Origin of the sequence: Pseudomonas turukhanskensis, from assembly GCF_027922365.1 — a bacterium.
Lineage (GTDB): Bacteria > Pseudomonadota > Gammaproteobacteria > Pseudomonadales > Pseudomonadaceae > Aquipseudomonas > Aquipseudomonas turukhanskensis.
This window is the reverse complement of record NZ_BSFN01000019.1, coordinates 1-16,320: the sequence shown is the minus strand read 5'-3', so window position 1 is coordinate 16,320 and position 16,320 is coordinate 1. Positions and strand designations below refer to the sequence as shown.

Sequence of the window (16,320 nt, the reverse complement as noted above, 5' to 3'; positions counted from 1 at the left end):
CCATGTACAAGGAGCGCATATGCACGCGTTGCAATTTACCGTTAAGGGCGACCTCGATTCTCTTCAGTACCTTGAAGTGCCAACCCCGAGCGCAGGCGACGGCGAGGTGTTGGTGGAAATCCGCGCCGCCGGCCTGAACCCCAGCGATGTGAAAAACGTCCTCGGTCGTTTTCCGTACACCACTGTGCCCCGTATTCCCGGGCGCGACTTCGCCGGCGTAGTGGTCCAAGGCCCAAGCCATCTGCTCGGCCAGGCGGTCTGGGGCACCGGCAAGGGCTTAGGCTTTACCCGCGACGGCAGCCACGCCAGCCATATCGCCTTGCCCGCGGAGGATGTGGCGTTGAAACCGCCAGCGCTGAGCTTTGCCCAGGCTGCCAGTTGCGGTGTGCCGTTCACCACCGCCTGGGATGCCCTGCAACGCACGGACGTCAAAGCCGGCACTACCTTTCTGGTGATCGGCGCCAATGGTGCCGTGGGCGATGCGGCTGTCAGCTTGGCCAAGGCGCGCGGCGCGCAGGTGCTGGCGGCGGTACGTCGCCCGGAATCATTGGCCGAGCTCAGTCAGCGCGGCATTCCCGGCATTCTGCTGGGCGACCCCGCCGCCCTGCCCGCCCAGGTGGAAGAACACTTCCAAGGCGGCGCAGAAGTCATTTTCGACACCACTGGTTTCTGGCTACCGGCCGCAGTGCCTGCGCTTGGCACCTTTGGTCGCATCGCCATCATTGCCGCCCCGGTGGATGGCAATGTGCAGCTGCCGGCTCTGGCCTTGTACCGTCGCGGCGGCGTGCTGGTGGGCGTCAACTCGCTGCTTTACACCCCGAAGGAATGCGCAGCGATGCTCGACGGTTTCGGCAGCCTGTTCGACCAGGCGCTGCTGCCATTGCCCGATGAATTGCATGAAGTGCCGCTCAGCGAAGGTGTGGCCCGCTATCAGGCGGTGAACGGTGGCAGTAGCGAGAAATTTATTCTGCTGCCTTGATCGCGGCGACACGGGCGCGGGCTTTGTGGTTAGATTTGGGTGCCCTCGCCCGTTTGCTGCCAGTTAGAAACCAGTAACCGGGCGAATGACTCAACCCGGTACCGCCATGCGTTTTCTGCCTTTTGCCCTTTTGCTGATTTGCGCCTGCAGCGCTGCAGAAGAGCGTCCCCTGCGTTTTTCCGTGATCGAAAGCTGGGCTATGCCGCTGATCAAGGTCGAAAACGGTGAGGCCGTCGGCGGCATCATTTACGACCTGCAAATGCGCCTGGCGCAAAAGGTCGGCCGCCGTGCAGAAATGATGGTGCTACCGCGCAAACGCGTGCAGGCCATGCTGGTACGCGGCGAAATCGACGTGCGCTGCTACGTGAACCCCACCTGGCTCACCGAGTCTCACCACCAGTACATCTGGAGCGTGCCGTTCATGACCCAGCGCGACGTGCTGGTGGCCCGCACCAAAGGCAACGTGACGCTGGAAAACCTGCATGGCGAACTGGTTGGCACCGTTCTGGGCTATATCTACCCCAAACTGCAACCGCGCTTCGACGCCAATGATCTGCAACGCGACGATGCCCGCACCCAGGAACTGGCGCTGATGAAGCTCGAAGCCGGGCGCAACAACTACGCCGTCAGTAGCGAACTGACCCTGAACTGGTTTAATCACGGCCAGCCAGCAGACCTTAAACTGCAGCCCGTTGAAGAACTCTCGTCGGACCTGGCCTCGTGCATTGTCCGCGACGAACCGGACGTACCGACCATGCAATTACTGCGTGCGTTGGTGCAGATGAGTAACGACGGCGAATTCGAAAAAATACTCGCCAACTACCGCTAAGCCCCATTCTTGACAGGTTTCTGTCACCCTGCCCCGCCGGTGAAATGCTTCACCACTCTTTGTTATTGGATTTGAGGCTGTACCCATGCCTGAAGTATTGCCCGCTGCGGCGCAAACCTCGCCGCTGGCCAAGCGCCTGTCGGCCCGCGCCATTTTGCTGATTGAACTGGCCTTGGCCCTTGGCGGCTTTGCCATTGGTACCGGTGAGTTCTCGATCATGGGCCTGATGCCCAATGTCGCCACGGACCTGGGCATTACCGAACCACAAGTGGGCAACGTGATCAGCACCTATGCCCTGGGTGTGGTGGTGGGCGCGCCGCTGCTGGCCATTCTCGGTTCGCGTTTGCCCCGGCGCAGCTTGCTGCTGTTGCTGATGGCGATTTTTGCCATCGGCAACTTCGCCACGGCGCTGTCGCCGGACTACCACTCGATGATGGTGTTCCGCTTCTTCGCCGGCCTGCCGCACGGTGCCTATTTTGGCGTGGCGATGCTGGTGGCAGCTTCCATGGCGCCGCCGCACAAGCGGGCCAAGGCGGTCAGCCGGGTGATGCTCGGCCTCACAGTAGCCATTCTGGTGGGCAACCCGTTGGCCACCTGGATGGGGCAGATGGCCAGCTGGCGCTATGCGTTTGCCTTGGTCGGCATCATTGCCCTGTCCACGGTGGCTATGGTGGCCTGGTTTCTGCCGCCTGATGCCAGCGAGCCACAGAGCAACCCGATGCGCGAACTACGCGCCTTCAATCGCCCGCAAGTGTGGCTGGCGCTGGCCATCAGCTCGGTCGGCTTTGCCGGCATGTTCTGCGTGTTCAGCTATATGGCGCCCACCCTGCTGCAGGTAACCCACTTATCCACAGCCTGGATTCCGTTTGCCTTGGCCGCGTTTGGCCTGGGCAGCATCGTCGGCAATATGGTCGGTGGCTGGCTGTTCGATAAATTGCAGTTCAAGGCCGTGGCCTGGCTGCTGGTGTGGAGCGCACTGGTGCTGGCGATTTTCCCCAGCGCCGCGTTGTCGGCCTGGACCATTTTCCCCGCCGTATTCGCCGTAGGCACCATGGTGTCACTGGGCGCTCCGCTGCAAACCCATTTGATGGACGTGGCGCAGGAAGCACAAACCCTGGCGGCTGCGTCCAACCACGCCGCCTTCAATTTCGCCAATGCCCTGGGGCCGTGGTTGGGTGGTATGGCCATCAGTGCCGGTTATGGCTGGACGTCCACCGGTTACATCGGGACGGCGACAGCGCTGGCGGGGTTGTTGGTGTTTTTTGTGGCGTGGCGGTTTGAGCCAAAGCACTAAGATCAAAAGCGCGGGGCTGAAGCCCCTCCCACAAACGACTGGGTGCCTTGTGGGAGAGGCTTCAGCCTCGATTCCTGGAAACGCCGATCAAGGCTGTAACGGCTTCACCAACGGCGCCTTGCCATCCGACACCAACCACGCCACCAACACCGCAGGCCTGCGCTGGCTTGGATTACGCGTTACCCGATGCTCTTGCCCCGGCGCCTCGTACCAGGCATCACCGGCCTTGTAGGTGTGCACCGGGCCGTTATCCAACTGCGACTCCACTTCCCCGGAAACCACCACCACAAACACCGGCCCCGGATGGGTGTGCGGACGCGACGTGGCGCCCGGCGCAAACTCCACCCGCAACGCCGCGGCGTCGGAGCCGACCGTCGCCGGCAAGGTGGCGTGCGCCACCGGCGTTACCGTTTCATCACCCGCGCCGCCACCGTGGGCGTGGGCCAAACCGCTGAGCAATACCAGCGCCAATGCTGCCAAGCGAAGGGTAGTGGCCATGTTCACACCGCCGGCTGCATGGCAAAGCCCCCACCGAAACGGTTCCAGGCATTGATGGTGGCGATGGCAAAGGTCAGGTCGGCCAGTTCGCGTTCGTTGAATTGCGCGGCAACCTCGTTGTAGATGGCGTCCGGGGCGCCGCGTTCGGCCAGCAGCGTCAGGGTTTCGGTCCACAGCAGCGCTGCGCGTTCACGCTCGCTGAAAAACGGCGTTTCATGCCAGGCCGACAGGGCGAAGATCCGGCGCGGGGTTTCACCCAGCTTGATGGCATCGGCGGTATGCATATCGATGCAATACGCGCAGCCGTTGAGCTGCGAGGCGCGGATTTTTACCAACTCGTGCAGGGACTTTTCCAGCGAGGACTCGCCCATGGCTTTTTCCAGACCCAGCAGGGCTTTGAAAGCGTGGGGAGCGACTTGGGCGTAGGCGACGCGTGCATGGGTGCTCATGACAGTTTCCTCAATGTGCCCCGGCTGGATGCCGGGAATGGGCTTACTGTATTGCTGCGAACTGCACGGATAAACAAGCTAGAATCGGAAACATTAGACGACTATCCGGACAATCATGGCCTTTGACCGACTCGATGCAATGCGTGCCTTCTGCAGAATTGTGGAGCTGGGCAGCTTCACCCGCGCTGCCGATGCCCTGGGCACGGCAAAAACCACGCTGTCCGGGCAGATTCAGGCGCTGGAAAGCCAACTGGGGGTCAAGCTGCTGCACCGCACCACCCGCCGCGTAACCCCCACCACCGACGGTGCCGCCTACTACGAACGGGCGCGCGCCTTGCTGGAAGACATGGATGAACTGGAAGCCAGCGTGTCGCAAACCCGGACCGTGGCGCGCGGCAAGGTAAAGGTGGACATGCCCTCACCGGTCGGGCGTTTTTTGCTGATACCGGCGCTGCCCGGCTTTGTGGAGCTGTACCCGGATATCCAGCTGGACCTTGGTTGCAGCGAGCGCGTGGTGGACCTGGTGCAGGAAGGTGTCGACTGCGCGATTCGAGGGGGCGTGGTCACCGACCCGGATCTGGTCTGCCGCCCCATCGGCCAGATGCGGTTTGTGCTCTGCGCGGCGCCCGAGTACCTGCACGGCAAACCGCCGATCCACACCCCCGCCGACCTCGCCCGGCACCGCTACCTGGCGTTTGTATTTCCCGCCACCGGCCGGCAGAACCCGGTGCGTTTGAGCTGTGGGGACGACAGCGTAGTGCTGGAACAAACGCCGGTCATGCGTTTTAACAGCGGCGGCGCATATATGGCCGCCGCCGAAGCAGGCTTGGGGTTTGTCGGCGTGCCGCTGTGCGAGGCGCGCGGCTTGTTGACCAGCGGCAAACTGGTGCAGCTGCTGCCGGATTGGGAACTGGCGAGTATGCCGATGAGCCTGGTGTATCCCTATGCGCGACGCTTGTCGGCGCGGGTGCGGGTGTTTACGGAATGGGCGATGACCACCATGGGTGAGGATCCGTTGTGGCGGTTGTAGACGCCTCGATACCTTTAAATGCCCAACCAAAGCTGGGGCCCGCAAGACTCGGCGGTCACACCCCCAGCCTCTAAACTGGCCACCCCTCTGCAGCCAGGCCAGCGCCCATGCGTACGCTTTACCAGTTCCCGATTTCCCACTACTGCGAAAAGACCCGCTGGCACCTGGACCACAAGGGCCTGGCTTTTAACGTAGACGACCTCTTCCCCGGCCTGCATCGCCTGCAAAGCCGCCCCATGGCCGGCATCGATACGCTGCCGATTCTGCGCGACGGCGCCAAGGTCATCGGCGACTCCAGCGCCATCGCCCTGTATCTGGAGGCGCAGTACCCCGACCATCCGCTGTTGCCTGACGACGCTGAACAACGCGCCGCCATCCTCGCCCTGGAAGAACGCTTCGACCGCATGGGCGTGCACGTGCGTCGTTGGTTGTATGGACAGATTCGCGATTGGCGCACGGTGATGGTCGCCATGCTCAAACCCTACCGCCCGCTGTTCGGCCTGCGCGATGCCATGAAGCCTGTGCTGCAGCGCGGCGTGTTGCGTTTATACGGCGTTACACCACCACGGGTGGAGAGGTCGCGCGTGGAATTGTTGGAGGGGTTGGCGCTGATCGAAGAGCTGACCGGCAATGATCCGGCGCGCTATCTGGTAGGTGATCGCCTGAGCCTGGCCGATATCGCGGCGGCGGCGTTGTATGCGCCGATCTTTACGCCGGCGGGAACGCCGTGGGCCGAGATCAGCGGGCATGACGGCCAGACGCAACGTTTTCTGGATGAGCTGCATGCGCGGCCAGCGGGGCAATGGATCATGCGGCGTTATGCCGAAGATCGCGCTCGGCGTTAACAGATCAAAAGCTCAAGGCTGAAGCCTCTCCTACCGGGTATATCGTTCTTGTAGGAGAGGCTTCACCCTCGATGCGTTAAATCATGTCACTCGACCAGCGCCGGCTTCAGAAAAGCTTCGATATCCACCTCATCAATCTGCTCGGCCTGCAGGTGCTTCTTGCCGTAGCGCAGGTGCATGCCCGATTGCAGAAACAGGGCGAACAGGTCGGCGTCGATATGGCCTTTGTCGCGCAGGTTGGCCAGGATGCGTACCGACTCGGAAAGGGTCTTGGCTTTCTTGTACGGGCGGTCGGAGGCGGTCAGCGCTTCGAACACATCGGCAATCGCCATGATCCGCGCCGGCACCGACAGTTTGTCTTTATCCAGTTGCCGCGGGTAACCGGTGCCCAGCAGGTTTTCGTGGTGGGTGCCGGCGTATTCGGGCACGCGCTTGAGGTTGCTGGGCAGCGGCAGGTTCTCCAGCATCATGATGGTCTGGATGATGTGCTCGTTGATCTTGAAGCGCTCTTCGGCCGTTAGCGTGCCGCGGCTGACGCTCAGGTTGTAAAGCTCGCCGTAGTTGTACAGGTGCTCAGGCACTGTCACCTTGAAGCCGTATTTGGCGTCGTACTCACGGCTGACCGGGCGCGGAAAGATATGCTGCGGCTTGTCGGCCAGCAGGGTTTCACGCGCGGGCAACGGGCTGGCCGGCAAATGCGCCACACGGTGCAGCTCGCCTTCGGACAGGCCCAGACGATCATCGAAATGCCGCAACCACGGGCGCTGGCCAATGTGCTGCAACCGCTCAATGCGCTCGGGTGCCATCAACTCGCTGCCGATATTGCACTCGGCCACGTAGGCGAACTCATCCTGCAAGTGGGTAATTGCCTGTTGATACTGCGAACGCGCAATGTCTTCTTCGACACCGTCGCGAATCGCTTCCAGGCAAGCGATATGAGCATCGCGCAGCAAGACTTCAAAGCGCAGGCGCACTTCGTGGATACGGTTGTAGATGGTTTCCAGCTTGGTGGCTTTGTCGACCACGTGCTCGGGCGTGGTGATCTTGCCGCAATCGTGCAGCCAGGCGCCGATACGGAATTCGCGCCACTCATCGGCGGAGTTGAAGCTGAACTCGGCCAGCGGGCCTTCGGTGACCTTGCAGGCTTCCTCGGCCAACATTAGCGCCAGCTCCGGCACGCGCTCGCAGTGGGCGCCGGTGTATGCGCTCTTGGCGTCAATGGCGCCGGCGAGAATTTCGATCATGGCGTCGATCAGCGCTTTCTGGGCGTCGATCAGGTTGTGGTTATCCAGGGCAATCGCCGCTTGCGAAGCCAGGGCGCCAACGAACGAAAGCACCTGCGGGGAAAACGCCATTACCTCGCCGGTCAGCGGGTTCAGGGCGTTCATAAATTGCAGCACACCGATCACTTCGCCCTGGCGCGGCGCCAGCGGCACACTGAGCATCGACACGGTGCGATAGCCCGACTGGGTATCGAAATGGCGGGTGCCGCTGAGGTCGAAACGGGTTTCGGCGTACACATCGTCAATGACCACCGCCTCGTTGTGCAGCGCGGTGTACGTGGACACATGACGCTCGTTCGGCAGGCCGTTCACGGGGTCATGCAGGGGGATTTCGCTGGCCGGCAGGTCATCTTCCATGGAACGCAAGGCAAAACGCAGGGTGTCATGTTCGGTCTTCAGGTACAGCGTGGCGGCCTGGGCATTACAAATAAGCTTGCCCTGCATAAGGATGTGCTTGAGCAGCGCATCGCGGTCGCGCTCGGAGGACAACAGCAAGCCGTTTTCCACCAGGCTGGCGAGTTTCAGCTGGGTTTCCTGCAAGGTCTGCGTCTGGTGTTGCAGCGCCTCTTTCATGCTGCCGTGATTACGGTTGAGACTGTCGACTTCATGAAACATCGAAGCTTTGGGTTGCTCGCCGGAGAAGTCCAGCTTGCGGATAAGACGGGTGTCCTCGGCCAGACGCTCAATGGTGCGGTTGATGCTGTCCATGCCATTAAGGGCCAACGGCAGCGTGCACAGCAGCACGACCACCGAGATAATCAACACGGCAGTGGCGGACAAACCAAAGGTCAGGGCCAGAATCGGCAATAACTGCAAAACAAAAAACGCGGTAAGAACAACTGACCAGTTCTTGAAACGGAACTTGAAAAATGCTGTGTTCATCTGCAACCCGTATTAGAAATTCCTTTTGCCTGACTGGCAAAAACCGTTGATCGCAGCTTTTATGATGAAGCGTCAATAAAAGTAGCGTCAATCTGACATCACGTACATGATGCGGTTCTACTTGCTTGCGCAGCAGCGTTCAATCAGGAAATCGGAGATTCAGGGAGACTAGTATGTTTATGACCCGAAAAGCCACTCAATGGCTATTCATACTCTGCATGACCCTACCCTTTGGCACAGCCGCCACCTTTGCCGCAGAACCGGCTGCTGGCAAGGCGATTGGCTATGTCATGAAGGCTGAAGGCGATGCCTCGGTCATCGTCGATGGAAAGGCTCAACCGGCCACCGTCGGCATGCCAGTGTTCGTTGGCAGCTCCATCAAGACCGCCGCCAATGGCGCGCTCGGCGTGACGCTGGAAGACAACACCCTGATGTCGTTCGGCCCCAACAGCCAACTGAGCTTCGATGCCTTCGTGTATCAACCGTCCGAACAGAACCTCAAGCTCAGCGCGAAAATCACCCACGGCACCCTTAATTACATCTCCGGTGTCATTGCCAAGCTTAAGCCCGAGGCAGTGGAAATCAACACGCCCACCGGCACTATCGGTGTGCGCGGTACCCACTTCCTGGTGAAAGTCGACGGTTGAGCGCCTCCATGCCCTTTTCGTTTCTACGCGGCCTGACCCTTGTGCTGCTGGCCCTGTGCGCAACAGGCTGTGCGACGCCAAAATCCTACGTGGTGCTGATGGAAAGCCCGGACGGCACCACCGGTGCCATCGTGGTGGAAACCGCCAACGGCACCACGCGGGTCGACAAGAAAATGGACGCCGTTGCCCTGGACGGTAAAAGCGCCAAGACCTTTGCCGTTGAACCGCCGCGTATCGAGCAGGATTTTTCCGCCGCCCTCAAAGCGCAGCCGGCCCTGCCCATCACCTTCCGCCTGTACTTCGAAACCGGCACGGCCAATCTCACCAAAGCCTCCAAGGCCGATTTCCAGAACGTGCTCACCACTTTGCGCGAACGCGGTCCATCGGCGGTATCGGTCATCGGCCATACCGATACCGAAGGCAAAAGCAAATGGAACGAACAGATTGGCCTCAAGCGCGCCACCGCCATTGCCGAGATGTTCAAGAAGGAAGGGATCAAGGTGATCGAGTTGGTGGTTACGTCCCACGGCGAGAGCAACCTGCTGGTGAAGACGCCAGACGACACGCCTGAGCCGCGCAACAGGCGGGTCGAGATTATTGTTCGCTAGCGTGTTAAGGCATTTGGTTACGGCCTGGCCACTCGAGGCTATCGCACTCGCCTAAGCGCGCGCACTGCCCCTATAGCAATGGCTTGAGCGTCGGCGCCTTTGGTCTTCACCTATCCCAAGGACGCCGCCACCTGCGGCTCCAAGCCCAGAAACCGCACCAACTCGGCCTTTTTAGCCATTGCATCCTGATACCCCAGTTCGATCAGTTCATTGCAATACCCCGACTCGAACAGCAGATAACTCAACACCCCCGCCCCACCTGCCTTTTTCGCCCCGGGCCCACGCAAAAACATGCGCAGGGTGCGCGGCAGCTCGTGCCAATGGCGGGCAGCGATGCGGTCCAGCGGTTTGCTCGGGGCGATCACCAGCACTTCGACCGGCTTTATCGCCGTGCTTTTGGCCGGCAGGTCGGTGGGCAGCAAACGGCACATCTGATTCATGCGCTCCAGCAGTTCGATATCGCTTTCCAGGCTGTCGATAAAGGTGCTGTTAAGCAGATGGCCGCTCACCTGAGCCAGGCTCGGCGGCCCCGCCACGCGTGAGCGCACCGGCACGTTCTCGGGGTTGCCATTGCCGCTCACACCCACCACCAACACGCGATTGGCGCCCAGGTGCAGTGCCGGGCTGATCGGAGCAGACTGGCGCATGGCACCGTCGCCGAAAAATTCTCGGTTGATTTTTACCGGCGGGAAAATCAGCGGAATGGCCGCGCTCGCCAGCAAATGCTCGAGCTGCAGGCGGGTCGGCACGCCTACGCGGCGGTGGCGAAACCAGGGGTCGATGGTGGCGCGGCCCTGGTAGAAGGTCACCGCTTGCCCAGAGTCGTAGCCAAACGCCGTTACGGCCACAGCGCGCAATTTACGCATGCGCACGGCGGCGGCGATACCGGAAAAATCCAGGTGCTCGGCGAGCAGTCCGCCCAAAGGCGAGCTGTCGAGCAAGGCCACCGGCGCACGCTTGCCCAGGCCCAGGAGGCTATGGCCGAAAAAACGGCTGGCCTGGCGTACCACACCGGAAAAGTCGCTGCGGTATACCTGGTAGGTGTGGAAGTTTTGCCAGACATGCGTGAGGCGCTTGATGGCCTCGTTGAATTGCAATGCTCCGCAGGCCAGCCCCACAGCGTTGATGGCGCCGGCAGAGGTGCCGACGATGACGGGAAAAGGATTTTGCGTGGTGTCGGGCAACAGGTCGGCAATCGCCGCCAGCACCCCCACCTGATACGCGGCACGTGCCCCGCCGCCCGAAAGAATCAGCCCAGTCACCGGTTTTGTTGGATCGTGCGCCAGATTCATCGAAGCCTCTCTACGGGGGTTTTCGCGAGTATAGAAGTGCTTGCCTAGCCGCGCTTGCTGTACAACTTGGCCTCACCCGGCGGCCGAGTTTTGAAGCGACGGTGCGCCCACAGGTATTGCTCGGGGCAGCCAAGAATGGCGCGCTCCACCCATTGGTTCACACGCAGGCAATCTTCCTCCTCGGTGTCGCCGGGGAAGTTGCGCAGCGGCGGGTGAATCACCAACTTGTAACCGCCGCCATTGGGCAAGCGTTTCTGCGTAAACGGCATCACCTGGGCGCGGCCCAGGCGGGCGAACTTGCTGGTGGCAGTTACCGTGGCAGCAGTGATGCCGAACAGCGGCACAAACACGCTTTGTTTGGCGCCGTAGTCCTGGTCGGGCGCGTACCAGATCGCCCGACCGGCGCGCAGCACCTTGAGCATGGCGCGCACGTCTTCGCGCTCAATGGCCTGGGCGTCGTGATTGTGGCGCTCGCGGCCCCGGCGCTGGACGAAGTCGAACACTGCGTTTTTATGTTCGCGGTACATGCCATCGATGGTGTGGCGCTGGCCCAGCAGGGCGGCGCCGATTTCCAGGGTGGTGAAGTGCACGGCCATGAGAATCACCCCCTGCCCTTGCAACTGGGCTTCCTGCAAATACTCCAAGCCTTCGATATGGGCTAGACGGGCAAGGCGTTTGGTCGGCCACCACCAGCTCATGGCCATTTCGAAAAAAGCGATGCCGGTAGACGCAAAGTTTTCTTTCAGCAGCTTTTTACGCTCAGCACTGCTCATCTGGGGGAAACACAGTTCCAGGTTACGGGCGGCGATTTCACGACGCGAACGAGCGCCTATATACATCAGCCAGCCCAGGCCACGGCCGAGTCCCAGCAAAACCGAATACGGCAGTTGCACCAGCAGCCAGAGCAGCGCCAGACCAAGCCAGAGCGCCCAGTAGCGGGGGTGAAGAAATTGACGACGAAACTGCGGACGATCCATCGAGCTTTCCGAAAATCAAACAAAGGCGCGCATTCTACAGGACTGACGCGGCTTGCGGCCCAACCGCGTTCTCGCTATAAGTCCGGTCTTAAATCAGCGCCTCCGAGCGCTGCAGGCACTTCTGCATTCAGCCCCATTTTTTGTAAGGCGCATCAGGCACCCCATGAGCCAAGCCGATCTGCTCAACCAAGACCCCGTATTCCAGTTAAAAGGCAGCATGCTCGCCATCACCGTGCTCGAGCTCGCGCACAATGACCTTGAGCGCCTGGAACAGCAACTGGCCGAAAAGGTTGCCCAGGCCCCGAATTTCTTCAGCAATATTCCATTGGTACTGGCTCTCGACAAGCTGCCCGCCGCCGAAGGCGTGCTCGACCTCGCCGAGCTTATGGCCCTGTGTCGCCGCCATGGCCTGCGCACCCTGGCCATTCGCGCCAACCGCGAAGAAGACATCGCCGCCGCCCAAGCCCTCGACATTCCCGTGCTGCCGCCCTCCGGTGCACGGGAAAAACTGGTGGAGCCGGTGGAGATTGCGGCCAAACGAAAAGCGGAAAAGCCGCCTGAGCCGCTGGTAAAGCCTACAAAAGTGATCAATACCCCGGTGCGCGGTGGCATGCAGGTATACGCCCAAGGTGGCGATCTGATCGTGCTGGCGCCCGTCAGTGCCGGCGCGGAACTTCTCGCCGACGGCAACATCCATGTTTACGCGCCAATGCGCGGCCGGGCTCTGGCCGGCGTCAAAGGCGACACCAAGGCACGGATTTTCTGCCAGCAGATGGGCGCCGAAATGCTGTCCATTGCCGGGCAATACAAGGTCGCCGAAGACCTGCGCCGCGACCCGCTCTGGGGCGATGCAGTTCAGGTCTGCCTGACCGGTGACGTGTTGAACATCACCCGGCTTTAACGGATACTGCGGCCACTTTTCAGGACACAAAAAAGGGCATCCGGACGCCACAAATTGGCGCCAGATTCCCGCATTTCTTCATATTTGGGGTGAATCACCTTGGCCAAGATCCTCGTAGTCACATCCGGCAAAGGTGGCGTCGGTAAAACCACCACCAGCGCCGCCATCGGTACCGGCCTCGCCCTGCGTGGGCACAAGACTGTCATCGTCGACTTCGACGTCGGTCTGCGTAACCTCGACCTGATCATGGGCTGCGAACGCCGCGTGGTGTACGACTTCGTCAACGTCGTCAACGGCGAAGCCACCCTCACCCAGGCCCTGATCAAAGACAAACGCCTGGAAAACCTCTACGTCCTCGCCGCCAGCCAGACCCGCGACAAAGACGCGCTGACCAAGGAAGGCGTGGAAAAAATCATCAACGAGCTGCGCGAGACCTTCGAATATGTGGTCTGCGACTCGCCGGCCGGTATCGAGAAAGGTGCGCACCTGGCGATGTACTTCGCCGACGAGGCCATTGTCGTTACCAACCCGGAGGTGTCCTCGGTACGTGACTCCGACCGTATGCTGGGCCTTTTGGCGAGCAAATCGCGCCGCGCCGAGCTCGGCGAAGAGCCCATCAAGGAACACCTGCTGCTGACCCGCTACAACCCCGAGCGCGTGCAAAAAGGCGAAATGCTCGGAGTGGAAGACGTGGAAGAAATCCTCGCCATCCGCCTGCTGGGTGTAATCCCTGAGTCGCAAGCCGTACTCAAGGCCTCCAACCAGGGCGTGCCGGTGATTCTCGATGACCAGAGCGATGCTGGCCAAGCCTATAGCGATGCCGTCGACCGCCTGCTGGGCAAGGAAGTCGCGCACCGTTTCCTCGATGTCAAAAAACAGGGCTTCATGCAACGCCTGTTTGGAGGTCGTGAATGAATATTTTCGACTTCTTTCGCGAGCGCAAAAAAGAAACCACCGCGTCCATTGCGAAAGAGCGTCTGCAGATTATCGTTGCTCACGAGCGCGGTCAGCGCAGTAAGCCCGATTACTTGCCGGCCTTGCAGCAGGAGCTGGTCGAGGTGATCCGCAAGTACGTCAATATCGACTCGGACCAAGTGCAGGTCGCCCTGGAAAACCAAGGCAGCTGCTCCATTCTCGAGCTCAACATCACCCTGCCCGATCGTTGATCGCAAGGGTTCCGGCGACGGCGGCTTCGGCCGCCGTTGTCGTTTTTGCAACATGGTTTTTGTGGGTGTAACGCATGCCGCTGTCGAACGTTGAAATCGTCTATCAGGACGAACAGATCCTGCTGGTCAACAAGCCCACCCTGCTGCTGTCGGTGCCGGGGCGTGCCGACGACAACAAGGACTGCCTGATCACCCGCCTGCAGGAAAACGGCTATCCCGAGGCGCGCATCGTGCACCGCCTGGACTGGGAAACCTCGGGCCTGATTCTGCTGGCGCGCGATGCCGATACCCACCGCGAACTGTCGCGCCAGTTCCACGACCGCGAAACCGAGAAAGCCTATATCGCCCTGTGCTGGGGCCAGCCGGAATTGGACAGCGGCAGCATCGACCTGCCCCTGCGCTACGACCCGCCCACCAAACCGCGCCATGTGGTGGACCATGAACACGGGCGCAACGCGCTCACATTTTGGAAAGTGCTGGAACGCTGCGGCGATTGGGCTCGCGTGGAGCTGACGCCCATCACCGGTCGTTCGCACCAGCTGCGCGTGCACATGTTGTCGATTGGCCACCCGCTGCTGGGCGACGGCCTGTACGCCCATGAGCAGGCCCTGGCCGCCTACCCGCGCCTATGCCTGCACGCGGCCATGCTGGCCTTTACCCACCCCACAACCGGCGAGCGCCTGCGCTTCGAGTGCCCGGCACCGTTCTGAGGCTCCTACAGAGATCGCGGGATACGGTAAACTCCGCGCATTGCCGCCTGGAGTGCCCTATGCGCGAAGAATTGAACCAAGGCCTGATCGATTTCCTCAAGGCCTCGCCCACCCCGTTCCATGCCACCGCCAGCCTGGCCATGCGCCTGGAAACCGCCGGTTATGTGCACCTGAACGAGCGCGAAACCTGGCACACCGAAGCCGGTGGCCGCTACTACGTCACCCGTAACGACTCCTCGATCATTGCCTTCAAGCTGGGCAAGCGTCCGCCGCTGGAAGGCGGCTTGCGTATGGTCGGCGCGCACACCGACAGCCCCTGCCTGCGGGTAAAACCGCAGCCGGAACTGCAACGCCACGGCTTTCTGCAACTGGGCGTGGAAGTGTATGGCGGCGCCCTGCTCGCCCCATGGTTCGACCGCGACCTGTCGCTGGCCGGCCGTGTGACCTTCCGCCGCGACGGCAAGGTGGAAAGCCAGTTGATCGACTTCCTGGTGCCGATTGCCATCATCCCCAACCTGGCCATCCACCTGAACCGTGAAGCCAACCAGGGCTGGGCGATCAATGCGCAGAATGAGCTGCCGCCGATTCTGGCCCAGGTGGCAGGCGATGAGCGCTACGACTTCCGCGCCCTGCTCGCCGACCAACTTGGCCGCGAGCACGGCCTGAACGCCGACGCCGTGCTGGATTACGAGCTGAGCTTCTACGACACCCAGGACGCGGCCGTGATAGGCCTTAATGCCGACTTCATCGCCGGCGCGCGCCTGGACAACCTGCTGTCGTGCTTCGCCGGGCTGCAAGCACTGCTGCACAGTGCCGACGACGAAAGCTGCTTTCTGATTTGCACCGACCACGAAGAAGTCGGCTCCAGTTCCTGCTGCGGCGCCGATGGCCCGATGCTGGAACAGGTGCTGCGCCGCGTGCTGCCGCAGGACGAAGATTTTGTGCGGGTGATTCAGAAGTCCTTGCTGGTGTCGGCCGACAACGCCCACGGCGTGCACCCCAACTACGCCGACAGACACGACGGCAACCACGGCCCGAAACTCAATGCCGGCCCCGTGATCAAGGTCAACAGCAACCAGCGCTACGCCACCAGCAGCGAAACCGCCGGTTTCTTCCGCCACCTGTGCCTGGCCGAAGAAGTGCCGGTACAAAGCTTTGTGGTGCGCAGTGACATGGGCTGCGGCTCGACCATCGGCCCGATCATCTCCAGCCAGTTGGGCGTACGCACGGTGGATATCGGCTTGCCGACCTTTGCCATGCACTCGATTCGCGAGTTGGCCGGCAGCCACGACCTGGAGCATCTGGTGAAGGTGCTGACGGCATTTTACGCCACCGAACTGTTCTAAAGCCCACTGGAACTACTGTGGGAGAGGCGTAGGGCGAATACCCGCGAGCGGGTATCCGCCGTCAGTCTCGACATGCCCATCAGCCACTGCCATTGCGACACCTGCCGCAAAGCCCATGCCGCGGCGTTTGCTACCACCGCCGGAGTGATGCGCGAGCACTTTCGCTGGCTGAGTGGCGAAGACAAGCTCGCCCGCTATGAATCCTCGCCCGGTAAATTTCGATGCTTCTGCTCGCAGTGCGGCAGCCAGCTGATCGCCGATCGGCCGGCGCAGCCGCATGTGATTGTGCGGGTGGCAACCTTGGATGAAGACCCGGGCAAGCGGCCACAGCAACATATCTGGACGGAGTTCGACAAGGAATGGTTGAGCACGGACGGGATTGCGGCTTACCCGCAATGGCAGCCTGGGCGGGGATAACGTTCGCCGTGCCATCGCTTGGTGCGCGGAGCACTCCCTACAAAAGCAATCACTGCCCCGTAGGGTGTGCTACGTGTTCAGCCGGGGGACATAGGTAACGGGTGTCGGGAGACATAGGTAACGCATTTAGGCTTAAGGGCTTCATCGAATCGGGAGATCGAGTGATG

18 protein-coding genes are annotated in these 16,320 nt (G+C 61.3%); 13 read left to right on the top strand and 5 right to left on the bottom strand.

Going from position 1 to position 16,320, the window contains the following annotated elements; genetic code table 11:
* Positions 1-19 precede the first annotated feature (19 nt).
* From PKE98_RS21945 to PKE98_RS21935, 3 genes are all read left to right on the top strand, one after another.
* Positions 20-979 (top strand): quinone oxidoreductase family protein, encoded by a 960-nt coding sequence (locus PKE98_RS21945; protein ID WP_271197531.1) that lies wholly within the window; start codon positions 20-22, stop codon positions 977-979.
* Between the two features lie 106 nt (positions 980-1,085).
* The gene (locus PKE98_RS21940) at positions 1,086-1,808 is read left to right on the top strand and encodes a substrate-binding periplasmic protein (protein WP_271197530.1); all 723 of its coding nucleotides are present in this window, start codon (positions 1,086-1,088) and stop codon (positions 1,806-1,808) included.
* 85 nt (positions 1,809-1,893) lie between these two features.
* On the top strand, positions 1,894-3,102 hold the full coding sequence (locus PKE98_RS21935) for an MFS transporter (RefSeq protein ID WP_271197529.1): 1,209 nt from the start codon (positions 1,894-1,896) through the stop codon (positions 3,100-3,102).
* A gap of 87 nt (positions 3,103-3,189) precedes the next feature.
* Here the strand turns inward: PKE98_RS21935 and PKE98_RS21930 are convergent, their stop codons facing one another.
* Both PKE98_RS21930 and PKE98_RS21925 read right to left on the bottom strand, forming a co-directional pair.
* Entirely contained in the window at positions 3,190-3,600 is a 411-nt protein-coding gene (locus PKE98_RS21930; protein ID WP_271197528.1) for a cupin domain-containing protein, read from the bottom strand.
* A 2-nt stretch (positions 3,601-3,602) separates the two neighbouring features.
* Entirely contained in the window at positions 3,603-4,049 is a 447-nt protein-coding gene (locus PKE98_RS21925; protein WP_271197527.1) for a carboxymuconolactone decarboxylase family protein, read from the bottom strand.
* A gap of 115 nt (positions 4,050-4,164) precedes the next feature.
* Between PKE98_RS21925 and PKE98_RS21920 the strand changes: the two genes are divergently transcribed.
* Positions 4,165-5,079, top strand: a complete 915-nt coding sequence (locus PKE98_RS21920) for a LysR family transcriptional regulator (RefSeq protein ID WP_271197526.1) — start codon at positions 4,165-4,167, stop codon at positions 5,077-5,079.
* Positions 5,080-5,186: 107 nt separating this feature from the next.
* A complete protein-coding gene (locus PKE98_RS21915) occupies positions 5,187-5,924 on the top strand; it encodes a glutathione S-transferase family protein (protein WP_271197525.1) in 738 nt (245 codons plus the stop codon).
* A gap of 86 nt (positions 5,925-6,010) precedes the next feature.
* On the opposite strand, the gene PKE98_RS21910 is transcribed toward PKE98_RS21915, so the two are convergent.
* Positions 6,011-8,089 (bottom strand): HD domain-containing phosphohydrolase, encoded by a 2,079-nt coding sequence (locus tag PKE98_RS21910; protein ID WP_271197524.1) that lies wholly within the window; start codon positions 8,087-8,089, stop codon positions 6,011-6,013.
* A 218-nt stretch (positions 8,090-8,307) separates the two neighbouring features.
* Here PKE98_RS21910 and PKE98_RS21905 point away from each other — a divergent pair, with 218 nt between their 5' ends.
* Positions 8,308-8,736 carry a FecR family protein gene (locus PKE98_RS21905; protein ID WP_271197523.1) on the top strand — a complete coding sequence of 143 codons (429 nt, stop codon included), beginning with the start codon at positions 8,308-8,310 and terminating at the stop codon, positions 8,734-8,736.
* Positions 8,737-8,744: 8 nt separating this feature from the next.
* On the top strand, positions 8,745-9,344 hold the full coding sequence (locus PKE98_RS21900) for an OmpA family protein (protein ID WP_271197522.1): 600 nt from the start codon (positions 8,745-8,747) through the stop codon (positions 9,342-9,344).
* 110 nt (positions 9,345-9,454) lie between these two features.
* Here the strand turns inward: PKE98_RS21900 and PKE98_RS21895 are convergent, their stop codons facing one another.
* Together PKE98_RS21895 and PKE98_RS21890 are read right to left on the bottom strand one after the other, a co-directional pair.
* On the bottom strand, positions 9,455-10,636 hold the full coding sequence (locus tag PKE98_RS21895; RefSeq protein ID WP_271197521.1) for a patatin-like phospholipase family protein: 1,182 nt from the start codon (positions 10,634-10,636) through the stop codon (positions 9,455-9,457).
* 44 nt (positions 10,637-10,680) lie between these two features.
* Positions 10,681-11,613, bottom strand: a complete 933-nt coding sequence (locus tag PKE98_RS21890; protein ID WP_271197520.1) for a lipid A biosynthesis lauroyl acyltransferase — start codon at positions 11,611-11,613, stop codon at positions 10,681-10,683.
* Positions 11,614-11,776: 163 nt separating this feature from the next.
* On the opposite strand from PKE98_RS21890, the gene minC reads away from it, so the two are divergent.
* The 6 genes from minC to PKE98_RS21860 all read left to right on the top strand — a co-directional run bounded on the left by minC (position 11,777) and on the right by PKE98_RS21860 (position 16,153).
* A complete protein-coding gene (minC, locus tag PKE98_RS21885) occupies positions 11,777-12,514 on the top strand; it encodes a septum site-determining protein MinC (RefSeq protein ID WP_271197519.1) in 738 nt (245 codons plus the stop codon).
* Between the two features lie 99 nt (positions 12,515-12,613).
* Entirely contained in the window at positions 12,614-13,429 is an 816-nt protein-coding gene (minD, locus tag PKE98_RS21880; RefSeq protein ID WP_271197518.1) for a septum site-determining protein MinD, read from the top strand.
* The gene (gene minE, locus PKE98_RS21875) at positions 13,426-13,680 is read left to right on the top strand and encodes a cell division topological specificity factor MinE (protein WP_108095523.1); all 255 of its coding nucleotides are present in this window, start codon (positions 13,426-13,428) and stop codon (positions 13,678-13,680) included. The genes minD and minE overlap by 4 nt, the downstream gene beginning before the upstream one ends.
* A gap of 74 nt (positions 13,681-13,754) precedes the next feature.
* Entirely contained in the window at positions 13,755-14,390 is a 636-nt protein-coding gene (locus PKE98_RS21870; RefSeq protein ID WP_271197517.1) for an RluA family pseudouridine synthase, read from the top strand.
* Positions 14,391-14,449: 59 nt separating this feature from the next.
* The gene (locus PKE98_RS21865; RefSeq protein WP_271197516.1) at positions 14,450-15,736 is read left to right on the top strand and encodes a M18 family aminopeptidase; all 1,287 of its coding nucleotides are present in this window, start codon (positions 14,450-14,452) and stop codon (positions 15,734-15,736) included.
* A 72-nt stretch (positions 15,737-15,808) separates the two neighbouring features.
* Positions 15,809-16,153 (top strand): GFA family protein, encoded by a 345-nt coding sequence (locus PKE98_RS21860; RefSeq protein WP_271197515.1) that lies wholly within the window; start codon positions 15,809-15,811, stop codon positions 16,151-16,153.
* Positions 16,154-16,320: the final 167 nt, after the last annotated feature.

Excerpts from the sequence above, each read along its gene's own strand:
- PKE98_RS21910 (WP_271197524.1), bottom strand. The coding sequence starts at position 8,089 with ATGAACACAGCATTTTTCAAGTTCCGTTTCAAGAACTGGTCAGTTGTT.
- PKE98_RS21905 (WP_271197523.1), top strand. The coding sequence starts at position 8,308 with ATGACCCTACCCTTTGGCACAGCCGCCACCTTTGCCGCAGAACCGGCT.
- PKE98_RS21920 (WP_271197526.1), top strand. The coding sequence starts at position 4,165 with ATGGCCTTTGACCGACTCGATGCAATGCGTGCCTTCTGCAGAATTGTG.
- PKE98_RS21890 (WP_271197520.1), bottom strand. The coding sequence starts at position 11,613 with ATGGATCGTCCGCAGTTTCGTCGTCAATTTCTTCACCCCCGCTACTGG.
- minC (WP_271197519.1), top strand. The coding sequence starts at position 11,777 with ATGAGCCAAGCCGATCTGCTCAACCAAGACCCCGTATTCCAGTTAAAA.
- PKE98_RS21865 (WP_271197516.1), top strand. The coding sequence starts at position 14,450 with ATGCGCGAAGAATTGAACCAAGGCCTGATCGATTTCCTCAAGGCCTCG.
- PKE98_RS21935 (WP_271197529.1), top strand. The coding sequence starts at position 1,894 with ATGCCTGAAGTATTGCCCGCTGCGGCGCAAACCTCGCCGCTGGCCAAG.
- PKE98_RS21870 (WP_271197517.1), top strand. The coding sequence starts at position 13,755 with ATGCCGCTGTCGAACGTTGAAATCGTCTATCAGGACGAACAGATCCTG.
- PKE98_RS21930 (WP_271197528.1), bottom strand. The coding sequence starts at position 3,600 with ATGGCCACTACCCTTCGCTTGGCAGCATTGGCGCTGGTATTGCTCAGC.
- PKE98_RS21925 (WP_271197527.1), bottom strand. The coding sequence starts at position 4,049 with ATGAGCACCCATGCACGCGTCGCCTACGCCCAAGTCGCTCCCCACGCT.
- PKE98_RS21915 (WP_271197525.1), top strand. The coding sequence starts at position 5,187 with ATGCGTACGCTTTACCAGTTCCCGATTTCCCACTACTGCGAAAAGACC.
- PKE98_RS21945 (WP_271197531.1), top strand. The coding sequence starts at position 20 with ATGCACGCGTTGCAATTTACCGTTAAGGGCGACCTCGATTCTCTTCAG.
- PKE98_RS21940 (WP_271197530.1), top strand. The coding sequence starts at position 1,086 with ATGCGTTTTCTGCCTTTTGCCCTTTTGCTGATTTGCGCCTGCAGCGCT.
- PKE98_RS21900 (WP_271197522.1), top strand. The coding sequence starts at position 8,745 with ATGCCCTTTTCGTTTCTACGCGGCCTGACCCTTGTGCTGCTGGCCCTG.
- minE (WP_108095523.1), top strand. The coding sequence starts at position 13,426 with ATGAATATTTTCGACTTCTTTCGCGAGCGCAAAAAAGAAACCACCGCG.
- PKE98_RS21895 (WP_271197521.1), bottom strand. The coding sequence starts at position 10,636 with ATGAATCTGGCGCACGATCCAACAAAACCGGTGACTGGGCTGATTCTT.
- PKE98_RS21860 (WP_271197515.1), top strand. The coding sequence starts at position 15,809 with ATGCCCATCAGCCACTGCCATTGCGACACCTGCCGCAAAGCCCATGCC.